This is a genomic window from Verrucosispora sp. WMMC514, from assembly GCF_027497295.1.
Classification (GTDB): domain Bacteria; phylum Actinomycetota; class Actinomycetes; order Mycobacteriales; family Micromonosporaceae; genus Micromonospora; species Micromonospora palythoicola.
Genome location: NZ_CP114906.1, coordinates 6,215,722 through 6,233,057, shown reverse-complemented (window position 1 = coordinate 6,233,057; position 17,336 = coordinate 6,215,722). Strand labels below are relative to the sequence as shown.

20 protein-coding genes are annotated in these 17,336 nt (G+C 71.5%); 10 read left to right on the top strand and 10 right to left on the bottom strand.

Annotated elements, in window-relative coordinates; genetic code table 11:
• Positions 1 to 276 precede the first annotated feature (276 nt).
• The 8 genes from O7597_RS28935 to O7597_RS28900 all read right to left on the bottom strand — a co-directional run bounded on the left by O7597_RS28935 (position 277) and on the right by O7597_RS28900 (position 6,808).
• A complete protein-coding gene (locus tag O7597_RS28935) occupies positions 277 to 705 on the bottom strand; it encodes a hypothetical protein (RefSeq protein ID WP_281581317.1) in 429 nt (142 codons plus the stop codon).
• Complete coding sequence (locus O7597_RS28930; protein ID WP_281581316.1) at positions 662 to 1,360, bottom strand: hypothetical protein; 699 nt, start codon at positions 1,358 to 1,360, stop codon at positions 662 to 664. Before O7597_RS28930 ends, O7597_RS28935 begins: the two co-directional genes overlap by 44 nt.
• The gene (locus O7597_RS28925) at positions 1,357 to 1,617 is read right to left on the bottom strand and encodes a hypothetical protein (protein ID WP_281581315.1); all 261 of its coding nucleotides are present in this window, start codon (positions 1,615 to 1,617) and stop codon (positions 1,357 to 1,359) included. Before O7597_RS28925 ends, O7597_RS28930 begins: the two co-directional genes overlap by 4 nt.
• A 3-nt stretch (positions 1,618 to 1,620) precedes the next feature.
• Positions 1,621 to 1,884, bottom strand: a complete 264-nt coding sequence (locus O7597_RS28920) for a hypothetical protein (protein WP_281581314.1) — start codon at positions 1,882 to 1,884, stop codon at positions 1,621 to 1,623.
• Between the two features lie 112 nt (positions 1,885 to 1,996).
• Positions 1,997 to 3,757 carry an ABC transporter ATP-binding protein gene (locus O7597_RS28915; RefSeq protein ID WP_281581313.1) on the bottom strand — a complete coding sequence of 587 codons (1,761 nt, stop codon included), beginning with the start codon at positions 3,755 to 3,757 and terminating at the stop codon, positions 1,997 to 1,999.
• Positions 3,754 to 5,499, bottom strand: a complete 1,746-nt coding sequence (locus O7597_RS28910) for an ABC transporter ATP-binding protein (RefSeq protein ID WP_281581312.1) — start codon at positions 5,497 to 5,499, stop codon at positions 3,754 to 3,756. The genes O7597_RS28915 and O7597_RS28910 overlap by 4 nt, the downstream gene beginning before the upstream one ends.
• Before the next feature lie 71 nt (positions 5,500 to 5,570).
• Complete coding sequence (locus O7597_RS28905) at positions 5,571 to 6,173, bottom strand: class I SAM-dependent methyltransferase (protein WP_269741851.1); 603 nt, start codon at positions 6,171 to 6,173, stop codon at positions 5,571 to 5,573.
• Positions 6,174 to 6,196: 23 nt separating this feature from the next.
• Positions 6,197 to 6,808, bottom strand: a complete 612-nt coding sequence (locus tag O7597_RS28900) for a methyltransferase type 11 (protein ID WP_281581311.1) — start codon at positions 6,806 to 6,808, stop codon at positions 6,197 to 6,199.
• 111 nt (positions 6,809 to 6,919) lie between these two features.
• Here O7597_RS28900 and O7597_RS28895 point away from each other — a divergent pair, with 111 nt between their 5' ends.
• The 8 genes from O7597_RS28895 (at position 6,920) to O7597_RS28860 (ending at position 14,821) form a co-directional block, all read left to right on the top strand.
• Positions 6,920 to 8,281: a hypothetical protein gene (locus O7597_RS28895; protein ID WP_269741849.1), complete on the top strand. Its 1,362-nt coding sequence runs from the start codon at positions 6,920 to 6,922 to the stop codon at positions 8,279 to 8,281.
• A 156-nt stretch (positions 8,282 to 8,437) separates the two neighbouring features.
• The gene (phoU, locus tag O7597_RS28890; protein WP_269741848.1) at positions 8,438 to 9,082 is read left to right on the top strand and encodes a phosphate signaling complex protein PhoU; all 645 of its coding nucleotides are present in this window, start codon (positions 8,438 to 8,440) and stop codon (positions 9,080 to 9,082) included.
• A gap of 224 nt (positions 9,083 to 9,306) precedes the next feature.
• Positions 9,307 to 10,383: a phosphate ABC transporter substrate-binding protein PstS gene (gene pstS, locus O7597_RS28885; protein WP_281581310.1), complete on the top strand. Its 1,077-nt coding sequence runs from the start codon at positions 9,307 to 9,309 to the stop codon at positions 10,381 to 10,383.
• A gap of 86 nt (positions 10,384 to 10,469) precedes the next feature.
• Complete coding sequence (pstC, locus tag O7597_RS28880) at positions 10,470 to 11,462, top strand: phosphate ABC transporter permease subunit PstC (protein ID WP_269741846.1); 993 nt, start codon at positions 10,470 to 10,472, stop codon at positions 11,460 to 11,462.
• Complete coding sequence (pstA, locus tag O7597_RS28875; RefSeq protein WP_269741845.1) at positions 11,459 to 12,373, top strand: phosphate ABC transporter permease PstA; 915 nt, start codon at positions 11,459 to 11,461, stop codon at positions 12,371 to 12,373. The genes pstC and pstA overlap by 4 nt, the downstream gene beginning before the upstream one ends.
• A gap of 1 nt (position 12,374) precedes the next feature.
• Positions 12,375 to 13,238, top strand: a complete 864-nt coding sequence (gene pstB, locus O7597_RS28870) for a phosphate ABC transporter ATP-binding protein PstB (protein ID WP_164449773.1) — start codon at positions 12,375 to 12,377, stop codon at positions 13,236 to 13,238.
• Positions 13,239 to 13,418: 180 nt separating this feature from the next.
• A complete protein-coding gene (locus O7597_RS28865; protein ID WP_269741844.1) occupies positions 13,419 to 14,168 on the top strand; it encodes a response regulator transcription factor in 750 nt (249 codons plus the stop codon).
• Positions 14,165 to 14,821, top strand: a complete 657-nt coding sequence (locus O7597_RS28860) for a hypothetical protein (protein ID WP_281581309.1) — start codon at positions 14,165 to 14,167, stop codon at positions 14,819 to 14,821. The genes O7597_RS28865 and O7597_RS28860 overlap by 4 nt, the downstream gene beginning before the upstream one ends.
• A 13-nt stretch (positions 14,822 to 14,834) precedes the next feature.
• Here the strand turns inward: O7597_RS28860 and O7597_RS28855 are convergent, their stop codons facing one another.
• A complete protein-coding gene (locus O7597_RS28855; RefSeq protein WP_269741842.1) occupies positions 14,835 to 15,293 on the bottom strand; it encodes a hypothetical protein in 459 nt (152 codons plus the stop codon).
• Between the two features lie 392 nt (positions 15,294 to 15,685).
• Here O7597_RS28855 and O7597_RS28850 point away from each other — a divergent pair, with 392 nt between their 5' ends.
• Positions 15,686 to 16,042 (top strand): DUF2267 domain-containing protein, encoded by a 357-nt coding sequence (locus O7597_RS28850; protein ID WP_269741841.1) that lies wholly within the window; start codon positions 15,686 to 15,688, stop codon positions 16,040 to 16,042.
• Between the two features lie 77 nt (positions 16,043 to 16,119).
• A complete protein-coding gene (locus O7597_RS28845) occupies positions 16,120 to 16,602 on the top strand; it encodes a type II toxin-antitoxin system PemK/MazF family toxin (RefSeq protein WP_269741840.1) in 483 nt (160 codons plus the stop codon).
• Between the two features lie 62 nt (positions 16,603 to 16,664).
• Here the strand turns inward: O7597_RS28845 and O7597_RS28840 are convergent, their stop codons facing one another.
• Positions 16,665 to 17,315: an NAD(P)H-dependent oxidoreductase gene (locus O7597_RS28840; protein WP_269741839.1), complete on the bottom strand. Its 651-nt coding sequence runs from the start codon at positions 17,313 to 17,315 to the stop codon at positions 16,665 to 16,667.
• Positions 17,316 to 17,336 lie beyond the last annotated feature (21 nt).

Sequence of the window (17,336 nt, the reverse complement as noted above, 5' to 3'; positions counted from 1 at the left end):
TGCGGTATTTTGCTTGGTCGTCGCTCAGGAGGCCCCCTCGCGTAGTTCGTGGGTGCTCGGTCCGCAAGCTGACGTCGTACACACCGACGGTGCATCAGAGTCGGCGAGTGACCCGGTGCCGCCGTGAGCGATGTGCCACGTCCCTCGGTCATCTGCCGCCTCGGACTGTCGTGACTGGCGTCAGGTGGACGCCTTTACAGCTACGGCAATGCGTGCCGGTAGAGCGCGCAGCGGTGACCGGAATGCATGGCACTACAACTCCCCAGATGCCAAGTGCTACAGATGCTCGGCTGCGAGTTGCTCTGCCTCGGTCACGAACTCGTCGAGTTCCGTCGCGCTCAGGTTCTCCTGCAGAATTAACTGACCGAGCATGAGTAGTTCGGCCCCGAGCGCGGTTTCGGGAGCGATCGTGTCGACCAACTCTGATTCGCCTAGGGCGGCCCGGATGAGACCTTCCATTTCGAGTGTGGGCAGGGGGTCCTGCCCTTGGTACTGAGCGCGGAGCCCAGCGACCCAGTTGGCCACATCGGTCGGGGTGGCGTCGGGGGTGAAGCGTCGGTTAACGGCGAGAGCGAAGGCGGCCCCAATGACCCGGAGGCCGTTCGTCAGGCCATCCTGGCCGATCTCGACCACCAGCGCATCGACAGCATCCCAGTCAGTCCTAGCCAGAGCCCGGATCAGGTTGCGGAGCGTTTCTTCCCTCACCTTTGTTGTCCTTTGCTGTCCATCTGCGGATCAATCTGGTGGCTCGATCAACTACCACGCCGGCCAGCAGGCCGACCACCACAAGGTTTCCGGCGGCCTCTGCCCCATCTATCTTCGGGCGTGGCACGGGTGCCGGGGCGGTTGGGGTGGCAGTGCCAGCTGTTTGCGTGCCGGAGGGGCCGTTCATATCACGGAGAGCCTTGGCCCAGGGCTTAAGTCCTTCGATGGTGGAGGATGCCAGGTCCTGCGCGTCGTCCGCCCGTCGTAGGGAGCGAGTGAGGAACCCTCCCGCCCTTTTGCGGCGCAGGTCGCGGCGGTCGCTGTCGGACAACAGGTCTTCGCCCGAGGGTGGTCCCGACGGGGCGATGGCTGTTTGCGAAACCGAACCCGGGGCGATGGCGTTCAGGTACGCGGTGACATTCCGGGCGGCCTCGCTGCTCAGCCGGGCGAGTCGGTGGGCCTTGTCGACGCCGGTGCGGCTGTGGCTCACCGCCGCGCGGATGCTCGGGTGGTCGGAGCCCTTGCCGGCCGTCGCGTACCGGGTGTTGGCCCCGGCGACATCCGTGGCGGCCCGGGTGGCCTGCACCGCGAGGCCGTCCAGTTGGTCCACTGCGGAGCTGAGTTGGGCGATGACCTGAGCGAGCAGGCCGCTCATCCCAGCAGCTTCCGGTACGCGCTGCCGTTCTCCTGGGCCGTGGTGATGACTCGCAGGGTCAACGTCACCTCGCGGATGGCGTCCGCGATCGCCTTGCGGGCCTGTTCCGCCTCGGCCCGTCTGCTGTCGTGCAGGGTGGCGAGCACCAGCCCGGATACCTCGTCCAGGGCCGCGCCGACCCCTTCGATCGTGGCCTTGCCCTGGTCGAGCAGGTGGTTGGCCTCATCGAGGGTGGCCTTGACCTCGCCGATGCTCACGGGTCACCCGAGGATGCTGATGTACTGCCGGGCCGCCTGGGTGCTGCCCTGGAGCACCGTCGCCGCCTCGACCAGTCGCTGCTTGCTCTGCTCGGCCCGGCTGATCGCCTCCGCGATGGCGGGATGACCGGTGCCGGCCGCGACCGCGCGCAACCGGGAGATCACCTGTTCGGTGCCGTCGATGGCGGACCGGATCTGGTTCGTCGTCGCGTTGCACTGCTCGGCTGCCTGGGCGAGTTCGGCCTTCACTTGCTCGATGCTGGCCATGCCGTCCTTCCGGTCCACCGCACGGGTCGCTGGTCGGTCACGTCTCGTGGCGAGGCAGACACTATCCAACATGAATCGTCCTCCGCAGCCCCTGCGGCCGTGCGGGACGGGCTCAGCCGTGCCAGGACCGCCAGAGCGCGGCGTAGGCGCCGCCGGTGCGGACGAGTTCGTCGTGGCTGCCGAGTTCGGTGATCCGGCCGTCCTCCAGCACGGCCACCCGGTCGGCGTCGTGCGCGGTGTTGAGCCGGTGCGCGATGGCGATGACGGTACGCCCGTTGACCACGGCGGCGAGGGCTCGCTCGGTGCGTCGGGCGGTCGTCGGGTCGAGCGCGGCCGTCGCCTCGTCGAGGATCAGGGTGTGCGGGTCGGCGAGCACCAGGCGCGCCAGCGCGAGCTGTTGGGCGTCGGCGGCACCGAGGTCGCGGGCACCGTCGCCGAGTTGCGTGTCGAGTCCGTCGGGCAGGCCGGCGTACCAGTCGGCGCTCACCGCGCCCAGGGCGGCGCGCATCTGCTCGTCGGACGCGTCCGGCGCGGCGAAGGCGAGGTTGTCGCGCAGCGTACCGATGAAGACGTGATGCTCCTGGGTGACCAGGGCGATCCGGCGACGCCGCTCGGCCGGGTCGAGGTGCGTGACCGGGACGCCGTCGAGGCTGACCACGCCCTCTCGTGGCTCGTCGATCCCGGCGAGCAGCCGGGCGAGAGTGGACTTTCCCGCGCCCGAAGGGCCCACGATGGCGAGGCGTTCGCCGGGACGCACCGCCAGATCGATCCCGTGCAGCACGTCGGGGCCGTCGGCGTACGAGAACCGGGCGCCGCGTACGACCAGCCGACCGGGGCGGGCGGACGCCGGAACCCGCGGTCGCGGTGGTCCGGTGGCGACCGGGGTGGCGGCGGGCTCACTCTGCTGACCGACACCGAGTACCCGGGCGAACGAGGCGAGCCCGCGTTGGGCCTGTTCCATCCAGAGCAGCAGCCGGTCCAGCGGCTCGATCGCCTGTTGCAGGTAGAGCGCCGCCGCGACCACCTCGCCGAGGGTCACCATGCCACGGTCCAGCAGGAAGCCTCCGAACAGCAGGACCACCGCGATCGGCAGCGCGTAGCTCGCCTCCACCACCGGAAAGAAGACGGATCGCAGGGCCAGGGTCGCTCGGCGGGTGGCCCACACCTGGCCGATGCGCCGCCTGCCGTACCCGATGCGGTCGGCACCGAGGCGGAGCGCCTCGACGGTGCGGGCGCCCTCCGCGGTGGTGGTCAGCGCCTCGGTCAACTCGGCGGTCGCGGCCCCCTCGGCCAGGTAGGCCGGCCTCGCCCGCCGCAGATACCACCGGGTGACCGCGACGATGGTCGGCAGGCCGGTCAGGGCGACCAGGCCGAGCAGCGGATGCAACAGGAAGATCGCGCCGAAGAGCAGCGACAGCTGCGTCGCGGCGATGACCATGACGGGCATCACGTCCCGCACGGTCGTCCCGACGGTCGTCACGTCCACCGAGCTGCGGGTGGCGAGTTCGCCGGTGCCGGCCCGTTCGATGACGGAGATGGGCAGGTCCAGCGCCCGCGTGACGAATCCCTCACGGAGCCGGGCGACGGACCGCTCACCGAACCGGTGGCCGACGTACTGGGCGTACCGGGCGAGCAGCCCGTGAGCCAGCGCGCAGCCGCCGATCGCGAGGGCCAGACGGTCCACCGCGGCGGCGCCGGAACCGGCCGTGACCTCGTCGACGATCCGGCCCAGCAGCCACGGCGGGGCGAGCCCGGCGACCGCGGCGGCACCGTGCAGAACCAGGACGACGGCGACCGCGCGGCGGTCCGCGGCGATGAGGTTCAGCGCGGCGCGGCGGACGACCTGACGGTCCGCGACGGGCAGTCCGCTCACCGCAGTGATCCGTCCACGTCGGCGGGTTCGCTGTCCCGGGAAACCAGGGCCCGGTAGCTCGGATCCTGTTCGAGCAGATCGACGTGGGCGCCGACGGCGACGATCCGGCCGTCGCGCAGGTGCGCGACCAGGTCGGCGCGACCGAGCAGCAGTGGCGAGGTGGTCAACACGACGGTGGTGCGTCCGGCCCGCGCCCCCCGGAGCCGCTGCCCGATGCGCGCCTCGGTGTGCGCGTCCACAGCGGAGGTCGGGTCGATGAGAATCAGCACGTCCGGCTCGGCGAGCAGGGCGCGGGCCAGGCGTACCCGTTGCCGCTGGCCGCCGGAGAGCGTCCGGGCCCGGGTACCGACCGGCATCTCCAGCCCGTCCGGGTGAGCGTCGAGAAGATCCTCCGCCGACGCCGTACGCAGCGCCGCGCGCAGCTCGGCGTCGCCGAGATCCGCCCGGACGTGCAGGATCTCGCGCAGCGTGCCGGCGAAGAGATAGGAGTCGTGGTCGGCGACGAGGATCCGGGCCCGCACCTCGTCCAGCGCGATGCTGGTCAGCGGTACCCCACCCCAGGTCACGTCGCTGGCGACGAACCGCCCGAGCCGGTCGGCCAACGCGGCGACCTCGGCCGGGTCGTCGGCGGCGACGGCCAGCAGCGCTCCGGCGGGTACGGTCAGCCCGGACGCGGGATCGTGCAGGTCGGCGGGCCGGTCCGGTGCCTGACGTGTCCCGCCCTCAGGCGGCGTCGGGCCGGCCGTGTCCGGTCGCAGGTTGAGCAGCGCGACGATCCGGCGGGCCGCGACCCGCCCCCGGATCACCTGGTGACCGCCTTCGAGCAGGAACCACACCGGCACGATGAGGACCGCCACGTACCCGTAGACGGCCACCATCTGCCCGATCGTGATGTCACCGGCCGAGGCCATCCGGGCCGCCAGCCACACCACGGTGGCCAGGAACACCCCCGGTACGACGATCGTCAGCGACTCGATCCAACTGTTCACCGCACCCACCCGGTACCCCTCGGCCAGCAGCCGCTGCGAGCGGGCCGCGTACCGGCGGGCGAACAGCCCTCGCCCACCGACTCCGGCGAGCACGCGTAGCCCGGCCACGATGTCGGCGGCGCGGGTGGTGAGCAGGCCCTGCTGGTGGCGGTAGACCGACTCGACCCGTTCGAGGCGGCGCAGCAGCGGAGCGACGAGCAAAACCACCGTCGGCACGCCGAGCAGCACGAACACCGCGAGCGACGGCGACACCGACCACAGGAGAAAAGCGACGAAGACGTACGCGAGGACCGCTCCGACGCCCGGCCCGGTCATCGTCAGCACCGCCGAGGTGTTGGTGATGTCGGCACCGCCCACCGTGGCGACATCACCGGCGGCGAGCCTGCGGGGCAGCACGGCGCCGATCCGGGAGAGGTGGCGCAGCAGGACGGCGGCGGACCGGGCCGAGGCGTCCTCCCGGACGAACGTCATCGTGCGGTGCCGCATGATGCCCAGGTACGCCAGCCCTATCCCGGCGACGACGATCGCGGCCACCCACCACAGCAGCGTCCGGTGGTCGGCGGCGCGTAGCCCGTCGTCGATGGCGCGGGCGACGAGGTACGGCCGCAGCGACAGCCCGAGCATCCAGGCCGTGCCGATCAGACCGCCGCGCAACACCCGCCACGGCTGGCAGCGGACCAGCCACCAGATGTACCGCAGCGGCCCCCTCGTGTCCGGCGTGCCCGGCTCGGCGTGGGGGAGCTGTGGGGGCATCGGTTCAGGCTACGGTGAGCCTCGGGACGCTTCCACGTCAATATCAGCCGGTTCGGGCGTCCCTGAGGGGGTCAGGTCGGACGGCGCAGGATGGTGACGGCGAAGTCCGCGTCGTCGCGCCACGGACGCAGGTCCCAGGTGGCGAAGCGGTGTTCCAGGCGCAGTCCGGCGCCGACCGCGTCGGCGTCGAAATCGGTGAGCGGATACCCCCGGTCGGTGCCGAATCCGACCGCGACCACGCCGTCCGGGCGTAGGTGTGCGGCGACCCGGCTGAGCACCTGGCGTTCGGTGCCGGCGGCGACGAACGCCATCACGTTGCCGGCCAGCACCGCCGCGTCGAACGGCTCGCCCGCACCGGCCGTCGCGAGATCAAGTTCGGCGAGATCGGCGACGAGCCAGCGGGGCGCGGGGTGGTCGGCGCGGGCAGCGTCGATCAGGACCGGGTCCGCGTCCACCCCGACCACGGTGTGGCCGCGTGCGGCCAGCTCGGCGCCGACCCGACCGGTGCCGCAGCCGGCGTCGAGGATCCGGGACGCCGGCGGCACCAGCGTGTCGAGCAGCCGGGCCTCACCGGCCAGATCCGCCCCTTCGGCCGCCAACTGCCGGAACCGGTTGACGTACCACTGGGAGTGCTCGGGACCGGTGTCGGTGGCCCATCGGGTCCTGTTGGTCATGTCTGCACCGTAACTGGGCAGGCTCACGGAAGCCTGGCGACGGTGACGAACTCGTTGTAGGTGAACACCGTGCCGGCGGCGCGGTGGAACGGGAAGGAATATTGGCGCAGCACGGTCAGACCGAGATCCTGGCAGGTCTGCGCCGTCTCGTCGAAGCCCACGAAGCGGACGTGCGAGGCGTCGCTGCGGTAGCCCCGCTCCTGTGGGGTGATGAACACCGCCCGGCCACCCGAACGGACGAACGGCAGGTAGCCGGCGACCACCTCGCGTGCCTGCTCAACCGGCAGGTGTTCGAGCAGGTGCGCGGCGAGTAGCGAGTCGAACGTGTCCGGCCGGGCGTACTTGGACCGGAAGAATTCCGCGGCGGTGTACGCCTCCAGCCCCAAGGCCCGGGAGTGGGCCACCGAGGTGGGGTTGTGGTCCACCCCGACCGCGCCCGGTCCGAGGTTGACCAGGTTGCGGCCGAGGCCCGAGCCGACGTCGAGGGTCCGACCCAACTTCAGCCGCCGCAGGTTCCACCGGTAGGGCGCCTGCACGTCAAGCCACCGCTTCCAGCGCGCTCCGCTGAGTCGCCGCAGCCGCTGGGTGTAGCTCTCACTCTGCGTATCCGCTGGACCGGATCGTGGCTGTCTCATCGGGCACCCTCGCCTCGTCGTCTCGCCGTCCTGATTCACCCCCATGTACCGCGACCTGCGCTGCGGTCGTCCTAGCGTAGCGTCGGGCGCACCGCTACCATGTTGTGACTCATGGTGAACCGAACTGCTCCGTCGGCCGGACCGGGACCGGCTGCCAGTGCTGATGCCGCAGGCGAAGACGGCCTGCTGTGGGCGTTGGCCCGCGACACCCTCGACGGCAACTGGGCGGGCGGACACACGGTGCCGTCCCGCACCCTGTACCCGCACCAGTGGAGCTGGGATTCCGCGTTCATCGCGATCGGCTGGGCGCGGGTCCGTCCCGAGCGCGCCTGGTCGGAGCTGACCAGTCTGTTCCGTGCCCAGTGGCGCGACGGCCGGGTGCCGCACATCGTGTTCAACCCGGCCGTGTCCGGCGGCGCCTACTTTCCCGGGCCGGGATTCTGGTCGTCGGCGGCCGTCGAGGGGACGCCGCCGGTGGCCACGTCCGGCCTGGTGCAGCCGCCCGTGCACGCGCTGGCCGCCTGGCACGCCTACCGTCGGGTGCCGACGCAGGAGAGCCGGGCGGCGTTGCGTCGGCTCTATCCGCACCTGGTGGCGCAGCAGCGGTACCTGGCCAGCTGCCGCGACGTCGGTGGTGCCGGGCTGGCCAGCATCGTGCACCCGTGGGAGTCCGGACTGGACAACAGCCCCGCCTGGGACGAGCCGATGTCGGCGGTGGCGGCGGAGGCGGCGGTGATGCGCGCGTACCGGCGGCGCGACACCGTGCACGCCGATCCCGCCCACCGGCCCACCGACCTGGACTACGCGCGGTACGTCACCATCGTCACCGCGTACCGTGCCGACGGCTACCGTGACGACGGCCTGGCCGACCGACATCCGTTCCTGGTGGAATGTCCGCTGTTCAACGCGGCCATGGGTGCCTCGGAGTCGGCGCTCGCCGGGATCGCCGAGGTGATCGGCGTCGACCCGGGCCCGCACCGGGAACGGGCGGTCGCCATCACCGAGGCCGTGGTGGCCCGCCTGTACGACCCGGGCAGCGGCACCTTCCACCCGCGTGACCTGCGTACCGGCCGGCTGACGCCGGCCCGAACGGTGCTCGGCCTGACCCCGTTGATCCTGCCCGACCTGCCGGTGCGGCAGGTCGAGGCGGTGCTCGCCGAGGCCCGCTCGGCCCGCTTCGGTCTCGCCGCCGGGATGGCCCGGCCGCTGCCGAGCCACGACCGCACCGCCGGCGACTTCGAGCCGCTGCGCTACTGGCGCGGCCCGAGCTGGGCGAACATCACCTGGCTGGTCCGGCGTGGACTGCTGCGGCACGGACACGACCGGCTGGCGGCCGGACTGCGCACCTCGATGATCGACCTGGTCTCGGCGGCCGGTTGCCACGAGTACTTCCACCCGGACACCGGTGCCGGCCTGGGCTCACCGGCGTTCAGTTGGACGGCCGCCCTGCTGCTGGACGTGCTGGCCGACTGACCTGTGCGGCGTGACCCGTCCGGTGCCGCCTTCCGGGTGCCGTGGGAGGTGGCGTCGCCCGGGGGCGGGTAGGTTGCTGTCCAGGGTCGGCCGGCCGCCGCGCCGGTTCCGGGTGCCGCCGAAACGGGTGACCCGGCTGGACGGAAGGGACACGCGATGAGCCGGGACAGCTACGACGAGCAGCTCGACCGGCTGACCGGGGTGCTGGCGGTGATGAGCCGGGACGCCAGCGCGGCGATCCGGCGGGCCAGCACCGCCCTGCTGGAGGTGGATCGGGGCGCCGCCGAGACCGTGCTCGCCGAGGACGCGGTGCTGGACGCCCGGCGGGCCGAGGTGGAGGCGATGATTCCCGAGGTGCTGGTGCGCCATCAGCCGGTGGCCTCGGATCTGCGCCTGGTGGTGTGCGCGCTGCGGATCGCCGGTGCCCTGGAGCGGATGGGTGACCTGGCGGTGCACGTCGCGAAGGTCGCACTGCGCCGGCATCCGGTCGGGGTGGTGCCGGAGCCGGCGATGCCGGTGATGACGGCGCTGGCCGAGGCGGCGGCACGGGTTGCGGACAAGAGCGCGGTCGTGCTGGCCACCCGGGACCGGCTCGACGCGATGCAGCTCGGGCTGGACGACGACGAGGTCGACGCCGCCCAGGAACGCCTGCTGTCGCTGCTGGTCTCCGGCTGGCCGTACGGGGTGGAGTCCGCGATCGACCTGGCCCTGCTCGGCCGCTACTACGAGCGTTACGCCGACCACGCGGTGAACGTCGCCCGGCAGGTCGTGTACCTGGTGACCGGCACCATCCGCCTCTGACGAGGCCGGCAGAGGCCAAGAGGTCAGTAGCCGAGGCCCGCGGATTCCGGACATCCGGTACGGGGCGTCCGCAACGTCACATCCCGGCTCCCAGTTGGCCACCACTGAGCCGGCAAGTTCATTTTTCGTTCACCTGGGTCCGGGAGTCCGGCTACCTGCGCCTCCTAACTTGACTCGCGTACGGCCCGGACGGGCTGATGCACCCCGATAGAGAGGCTTACCTGGTGAACCGCAACGTGCTTTCGCGGCGCGTCCTTGCCGGCGTCGCGCTTGCCGCGCTCGCGCTTACCGGCTGTGGTAGCAACGACAACAGCTCGGAGCCGGGCGGCAGCGGCGGCGACAGCGCCTACGCCGACCTGTCCGGCGAGTTGAAGGCTTCCGGCGCCAGCTTCCCGGACGCTTACTACCAAGAGGTCGTCGAAGCCTTCAAGGCCGAGGCCCCCGACGTGACGGTCACCTACAACGCGACCGGCTCCGGCACCGGCAAGAAGCAGTTCGGTGAGGGTCTGGTCGACTTCGCCGGCACCGACAGCCTGGTGAAGGACACCGACGGCGTGGCCGCCGGCTCGTTCATGTACGTGCCGACGGTGGCGGCGCCGATCACGGTTTCCTACAACCTCGAGGGCGTCGACAAGCTCCAGCTCAGCCCGGAGACGCTCGCCAAGATCTTCCAGACCGACATCAAGACCTGGGACGACGCGGCCGTCAAGGCCGACAACCCGGGTGTCGAGCTGCCCAGCACCCCGATCGTGGTGGCGCACCGCTCGGACGGCTCCGGCACCACCAGCAACTTCACCAAGTACCTCGACGCCGCCGCCGCGGGCACCTGGAAGCTGGGCAGCGGTGACACCGTGGCCTGGCCGGCCAGCACCCAGGGCGGCGAGAAGAACACCGGTGTCGCCCAGATCGTCAAGCAGACCAACGGCGCCGTCGGGTACGTCGACCTGAGCGACGCGAAGGCCACCGGCCTGAAGTACGCCGCCATCAAGAACAAGGACGGCCAGTTCGTCGAGCCGTCGCTGGAGGGCACCACCGCCGGCCTGGAGGGTGCCGAGATCGCCGAGGACCTGAGCTACAACCCGCTCAACGCCGCCGGTGCCGCCGCGTACCCGATCACCGCGCCAACCTTCATCATCGTCAAGACCTCCTACGACGACGCGAACAAGGCCGCGCTGGTCAAGGGCTTCCTCACCTACCTGCTCAACGACGGCCAGGAACTGGCCGAGGAGGTCGACTTCGCACCGCTGCCGGCCTCGCTCAAGGAGAAGGCGCTGGCCCAGGTCGAGAAGATCCAGGGCTGATCACAATCAAGATCGCTAGGGCGTTCCAGCTGGGGACGGGATCACGTCGATCCCGTCCCTAGCGGGGTACCTGAGCTGGAGTGAAGATGACCTTGACGAACAATCCCCCCGCCGCCAAGCCGACGTTGACCCAGCGCGGCAGCAGCGCCCTCGGCGACCGCGTCTTCTCCTGGTGGACGCTCGGCACCGGACTGCTGGTGCTGGCCATCCTCGGGCTGATCCTGATCACCACGGTCCGGGAGGCCTGGCCCGCGTTCGACGCGATGGGCCTGCGCTTCATCACCGAACGGGTCTGGGACCCGAACCCGGCCACCGGCGACGCCATCTTCGGCGCGCTGTCGTTCGCGTACGGCACCGCGGTCTCGTCGCTCATCGCGCTGCTGTTCGCGGTGCCGGTCTCGGTCGGCATCGCGCTGTTCCTGACCGAGCTGGCGCCGCGCCGGTTGCGCGGCCCGGCGGTGACCGTGATCGACCTGCTGGCCGCCGTACCGTCGGTGGTCTTCGGCCTCTGGGGCATCCTGGTCGTCGCACCCGCCCTGGTCCCGATCTACCAGTGGATGCACGACCTCCTCGGCGGCATTCCGCTGCTCGGCCGACTCTTCGGGCCGGTGGCCAGCGGCCGCAACTTCATGACCGCCGGCCTGATCCTGGCGATCATGGTCACGCCGATCATCACGTCGATCACCCGCGAGGTGTTCAGCACGGTGCCGCGCGCCGACAAGGACGCCGCCCTCGCCCTGGGCGCCACCCGTTGGGAGATGATCCGGGGCGCGGTCTTCCCGCACAGCTTCGGTGGGGTGGTCGGCGCGGTGATGCTCGGCCTGGGCCGGGCGATGGGCGAGACGATCGCGGTCGCCCTGGTCATCGGCGGTGCCACCAACATCACCGCCAACCTGTTCGCCCCCGGCAACTCGATGGCCGCCGTGATCGTGCAGCAGTTCGGTGAGTCCACCGGCACGTTCACCGCCGCGCTGATCGGTCTCGGCGTGGTGCTGTTCGCGATGACGGTGCTGGTCAACCTGCTCGCCCAGGTGGTCGTCCGTCGGGCCGAGGCCCGGATGAAGGGAAGCGTCGCGTGACTCTCACCGCACCACCCGCCGCCCGTCCGGCCGCCGGCGGGCCCGACCTGACCCGGGCCGCGCTCTCCGGCCGCCGCCGGTTCACCAACCATCTCGCCACGGCGGCCATCTGGGTCGCCGTGCTGCTCGCCGTGATCCCGCTGGCCCTGGTGACCTACACCGTCATCGCCAAGGGCGGTGGGGTGATGAGCTTGTCGTTCCTGAACGAGGACATCCCCAACTCCTACCGCCGTGATGGCGGGGGCATGGGCCCGGCGATCGTCGGCACGCTGCTCATCACCGGGATGGCCGCCCTGATGGCGATCCCGCTCGGCGTCTTCGGCGCGATCTACCTCAACGAGTACGGCAAGCAGCGGCCGCTGGCCCGGATCATCCGGTTGATGGCCGACGTGATGACCGGCGTGCCGTCGATCGTGATGGGGCTGTTCATCTACATCTCCTGGGTGCTGCTGGTCGGCGAACAGACCGGCTTCGCCGGCGCGTTGGCGTTGGCCTGCCTGATGCTGCCGGTGGTCATCCGCAGCAGCGAGGAGATGCTCCGGCTGGTCCCCGACGAGCTTCGGCAGGCCAGCATGGCGCTCGGTGCCCGCAAGTGGAAGACCACGCTGACGGTCGTGCTGCCGGCGGCGATCTCCGGGATCACCAGCGGCTCGCTGCTGGCCGTCGCCCGCGCGGCCGGCGAGACCGCCCCGATCATCATCGTCACCGGCATCGTCTTCTCGCCGAACTGGAACCTCTTCGACGGTTCCAACACGGCACTGCCGGCACAGATCTTCCGCAACGCCAGCCAGCCGTTCGAGGCCGCCCAGAACCGGGCCTGGGGTGCGGCGCTGACGCTCATCGTGATCGTGCTCGGCTTCACGATCATCGCCCGATTCATCTCCAGCCGGTTCGCCATCAAGGAGCGCTGACATGGCCAGCAACGACACCAACCTCACCACCCGCCCGTCCGTGGCGGTGCACGCTCCCGGCACCACCGTCTCCGGTGCGGACTCCGCCGACTCGTCGGTGATGCAGTTGCGCGACGTGAGCGTCTACTACGGCAGCTACGAGGCGGTCCGCGGCACCACGATGCCGATCCAGCAGAACCAGGTCACCGCGATGATCGGGCCGTCCGGCTGCGGCAAGTCCACCGTGCTGCGCGCGCTCAACCGGATGAACGACCCGATCCCGGGTGCCCGGGTCAGCGGCGACGTCCTGTTCCACGGCCAGGACCTGTACGCCAAGGACATCGACCCGATCCAGGTGCGCCGCCGCATCGGCATGGTGTTCCAGAAGCCCAACCCGTTCCCCAAGTCCATCTACGACAACGTCGCGTACGGGCTGCGGATCAACGGCATCAAGGGTCGCCTCGACGACCACGTCGAGGAGGCGCTGACCAAGGCCGCGCTCTGGGACGAGGTCAAGGACAAGCTGCGCAAGAGCGCCCTGGCGCTCTCCGGCGGCCAGCAGCAGCGGCTGTGCATCGCCCGGACGATCGCCGTCAAGCCCGAGGTGATCCTGATGGACGAGCCCTGCTCGGCCCTCGACCCGATCGCCACGGCGAAGATCGAGGACCTGATCTTCGAGCTGACGAACGACTACACCATCGTCATCGTCACCCACAACATGCAGCAGGCGGCCCGGGTCAGCCACTACACCGCGTTCTTCACCGCCGAGGTGGACGAGGCGCAGGAGCGGCACGGGCGGCTGGTCGAGTTCAGCCAGACCGGCAAGCTGTTCACCAACCCCGCCGACAAGCGTACGGAGGACTACATCACCGGTCGCTTCGGCTGAGGCCGAACGCGACGGTCGACGGTGGGTCGCCGTTGGTCAAGGGTGACCCACCGGGCCCGGCTGGCTCGTCGTGACGCCCAGCCGTGTCCGGCCGACCGTCGTCGACCTGTAGTGCGGGGGATCGCCCGGCGCGCCCGAGGGTGTCGCGGTGGGCCTGAACTGAACCGGAGCCGGTGTGCGATGAACAATCTCGTCGAGGCCACCAGGGGTGACCATCGATCCGACGGGCGTTTCGTGCTGCTCGTGGTGGACGACGAGGAGAGCGTCGGTGCCGCGTTGGTCGCCCAACTGGCCGACCACCGGGTACGCGGCCACCACTTCGCGCACGCCGCCGAGGCGCTGCTGGCCGCCGGGGCGCTGCAACCGGACGCGGCCGTGGTCGCCGCCGGTCTGTCCACGATGAGCTGCACCGAGCTGGTGCGCCTGCTCGCCGGCCGGGCCGGCATCCCCACGGTGGTCGGGGTGGGCGACGAGGACGGTGGGGTGGCCGCCGCCGCGCTCAAGGCCGGTGCCACGGCCTGTGTCCGGCGTCCGTACCGGGCCGAGGAGGTGCTACCCATCCTGCGGGCCATCCGTCCGGAGACCTCCGGCGCCCTCGATCCGCCGATCGAGCTGGGTGGGCTGCGGGTGGACCCGGCGACGTTCGAGGTGAGCCTGGACGGCCGGACGGTGGCCCTGCCGTTGAAGGAGTTCCGCCTGTTGTACTTCTTCATGAGCCACGCGGAACGGACGGTCACCCGCGAGCAACTGCTCGCCGCCGTCTGGGGCGGCATCTCCGACGACACCTCGAACACCCTGACGGTGCACATCAAGCGACTGCGTCGACGGTTGGCGCTGGACGGGGACCGGGCACCGATGATCGTGACCGTACGCGGCCTGGGCTACCGGTTCGTGCCCGCCCAGGCCACGGCAACGCCGTCCACGTCGTGAACATGCCGGCGCTGCCGCCGTACCTGCCGTCGGCGGGTGTGCCGGGGACGCCTACCGAGGGGATGGTCCTGGTGGCGGTCCCGCTGGCGTACGTCCCGCACGTGGCCCGGTTGCTGGCCGACCTCGACGCGCGCCAGCGGGTGGCGCCGGTGCCCCGACGGCGGGTCGACCCGGTGTCCCGTCCGCCCGAGTCGGACTGGACGGTGGCGGACCTGCGCCGGCTCAGCCAGGGGCGCAGCGCCACCCACCGGACGGTCGCCGCGGTGCTCGACGCGCTCGCCTCCGAGCCGGAGCGGCTGTTCACGGTGGGGGAGCTGGCCGAGACGACCGGTCGGCCGCGCAAGAAGATCGTTGGTGCGATGGCGGGGCTGACCCGGCTGTTGAAGGCCCACTACGACTACGCCGGCCGAGGATTCCCGTTCGATCGGGTGCCCGGGCGGCCGGAGGCGCCCCGGGAGCTGTGCTACACGATGGACCGGGCACGCGCCGCGCGCTGGCGGGAGGCGCGGCTGCCGGCCTCGGAGGCGGACACCCGTGCGGGTCCGCCGGTCGACCCAGCGGAGCGACGCGAGGAGCAGGGCGCCGATCGGCGGACCGGGCGCGGCACCGGCGACCGCGCGGCCGAGGGCCCGGTGGCGTGCTCCGACGCGTGAGTGGCGGCGACGCTCAGCTTCCGGTCAGGCGCGCGGTGTCGCGGCGCCGACTGCCGGCGGCGACCTCCAGCCGGCGGACCTGCTCGATCACCGCCACCACGACGGCGTGGCCCTCCGGCGACAGGCGGGCGTCGACCAGCCGTCGGGCCACCTGCCGGACGTACGGGTCGGCCAGCAGGAGGACGAGGTCGTCGTCGAGCGGCCCCCGGTCGGCCGGCCGACCGGTGAAGAACGAGGGCGGACGACCGAAGAAGGCGGCTATCGCCTCCACCACGGACCGTCGTGGGTCCGGTGCCCGGCCCTGGCGCAGGTTGTTGAGGTGGGTGTGCGATATCCGGCAGCCGCGCCGGGTCAGTTCGACGGCGACGCGGCGGACGCTGTACGGCTTGCCGGTCGGATCCGGGGTGGTGCGGAACAGCCAGTCGAGACGCTCGGCGAAGGTCTCGCCGAGGTGGTCCGGCTCCTCAGGCATGGAGGCTCCTCGAACGGCGGAACACCATATTTACACAACGACTGGATCCGGAATCCAGCATTGACAGGACTCCTTACTGTCCGCGTACGATGACATTCGCCTGGCAACCCGGCGGCCGACTGACCGGCCCGGAGGGTTGCCAGCGTGGTCTTTCGGGCCGGCACACGTGGTGGCGAACGGGGGCGCGACGTGTGCCGGCGAGCCGCGCCGTCGGCCGAGAGACCTCCGGGCGGCGCTCGTCCCGCCGGCCTCGCTCGTGGTCGGTCCCCGACGGGCCCGCCCGGGCACCGTACGGGTCCGACCCGGGCCGGGCGGCCCCCGGCCGCGCCGGACGGGCGTTTGCCCAGTGCCGGCGGGGGTATCCAGCACGGCGCCGACGACAGGAGGGCGCCGTGCGGTTTCCGCTGTTCGTCGCCGCGGTGTCACGTCGCTCCGGGCTGGCGCCCGAACCCGCGGCCGACGTCGCGCGGGCGGTTCTGGATACCGTCGTGGAGCGGATGACCGGCGCGCAGCCGCCCGACCCGACCGGGTACCTACCGACCGAGTTGACCGACGCGCTGGCGCCGGGCGGGCCCGCGGACTTCCTGCGCCGGGTCGGCGAGCGGGCCGGAGTCGACGAGAGCACGGCGGCTGCCGGGGCGGCGGCCGTCTTCGCCACCCTGCGCGAGACGGTGACCGTCGGCGAGTTCCAGGAGATGGTGGCGCGACTGGCCACCGCCGACGGTGGTACCGACCCGGTCGTCGGGTGAGGCAGCCCCGTTCTGGGGCCAGGAAGCGCACGGTCCCTGCCGGCCGGGGCACCGGTGACAGCGGATAGGCTGCCGCCGTGGCAGGTCTGTTCAGGAGTGTGGCGTCCCGTGTCGGTGCGGTGATCCCGAGGCCGCGCGCGGCCGGGCCCACCCCGGCGAAGCTCGCGCGACGGCGTCAGGTCAGCGCGTTGCAGCGCCGCGAGTTGTCGTACGCCCCGGAGCCAGACGGACAGGCCGACCCGGGGGAGATCGTCTGGACCTGGGTGCCCTACGAGGACGACCCCCGGCAGGGCAAGGACCGGCCGGTGCTGGTGGTGGGCCGGCACAGCCGGACCCTGTTCGGGCTGATGCTCTCCAGCCAGCAGGACCGCCATGGCGACCGGCACTGGCTGGCCCTCGGGCCGGGCGACTGGGACCGTGACCGGCGGCCGAGCTGGGTGCGCCTGGACCGGGTGCTGACCATGCGGGAGGACAGCATCCGGCGGGAGGGCGCGGTGCTGGACCGGGCCCGGTTCGATCGGGTGGGCCAGGCCCTGCGCGCCGGGTACGGCTGGCGCTGACCGTCCGGCTCGCCCGGTCCGCAGCCCCGGCCGGCCTGCTGGACCGGGTCGGGCCGGTGGCCTCAGCCGGACCGCTGGGCCGGCTCGACCGCGGCGTCGCGGGCGTCCGGCGGCGGGTACGGCTGTTCGGCGAGCAGCCGCGCCAGGTGGGCGCTGTTGAGCGCCAACGCCTTCGTCGCCCGGCCGGTGGTGTCCGGCTTCGGACGCGCGTCGATGTAGTCGGTCTTGTGCAGTGCCTCGCCGACCCAGTACGTCGCGCCGGCCGCCGCGCAGGTGAAGCCGACCTCGTTGAGTGCCTGCTGCACCTGCCCGATCGTGTGGTGGGCACCGTCCTCGTTGCCGACGACCGCCACCGCGGCCACCTTGCCGTAGGTCAGCAGCCGCCCCTGGTCGTCGGTCTCGCTGAGCTCGGCGTCGAGGCGTTCCAGGACCATCTTGCAGACGCTCGACGGTTGCCCGAGCCAGATCGGTGTGGCGATCACGAAGATCTGCGCGGCCAGCAGTTTCGCCCGGATCTGCGGCCAGGCGTCGCCATCGCCCTCGTCGGTGGAGACACCGAAGCGGACGTCGTGGTCCACGACCCGGATCAGCTCGCCGGTGACCCCCTGCTCGCCGAGGGCGTCGAGCACCTCTCGGCCCAGCACCTCGGAGCTGGACCGGGTGGGGGAGCGTTTCAGGGTGCAGTTGAGGATCAACGCCCGAATGTCTGCCATGATCTTCCCTCCGCCGTACCA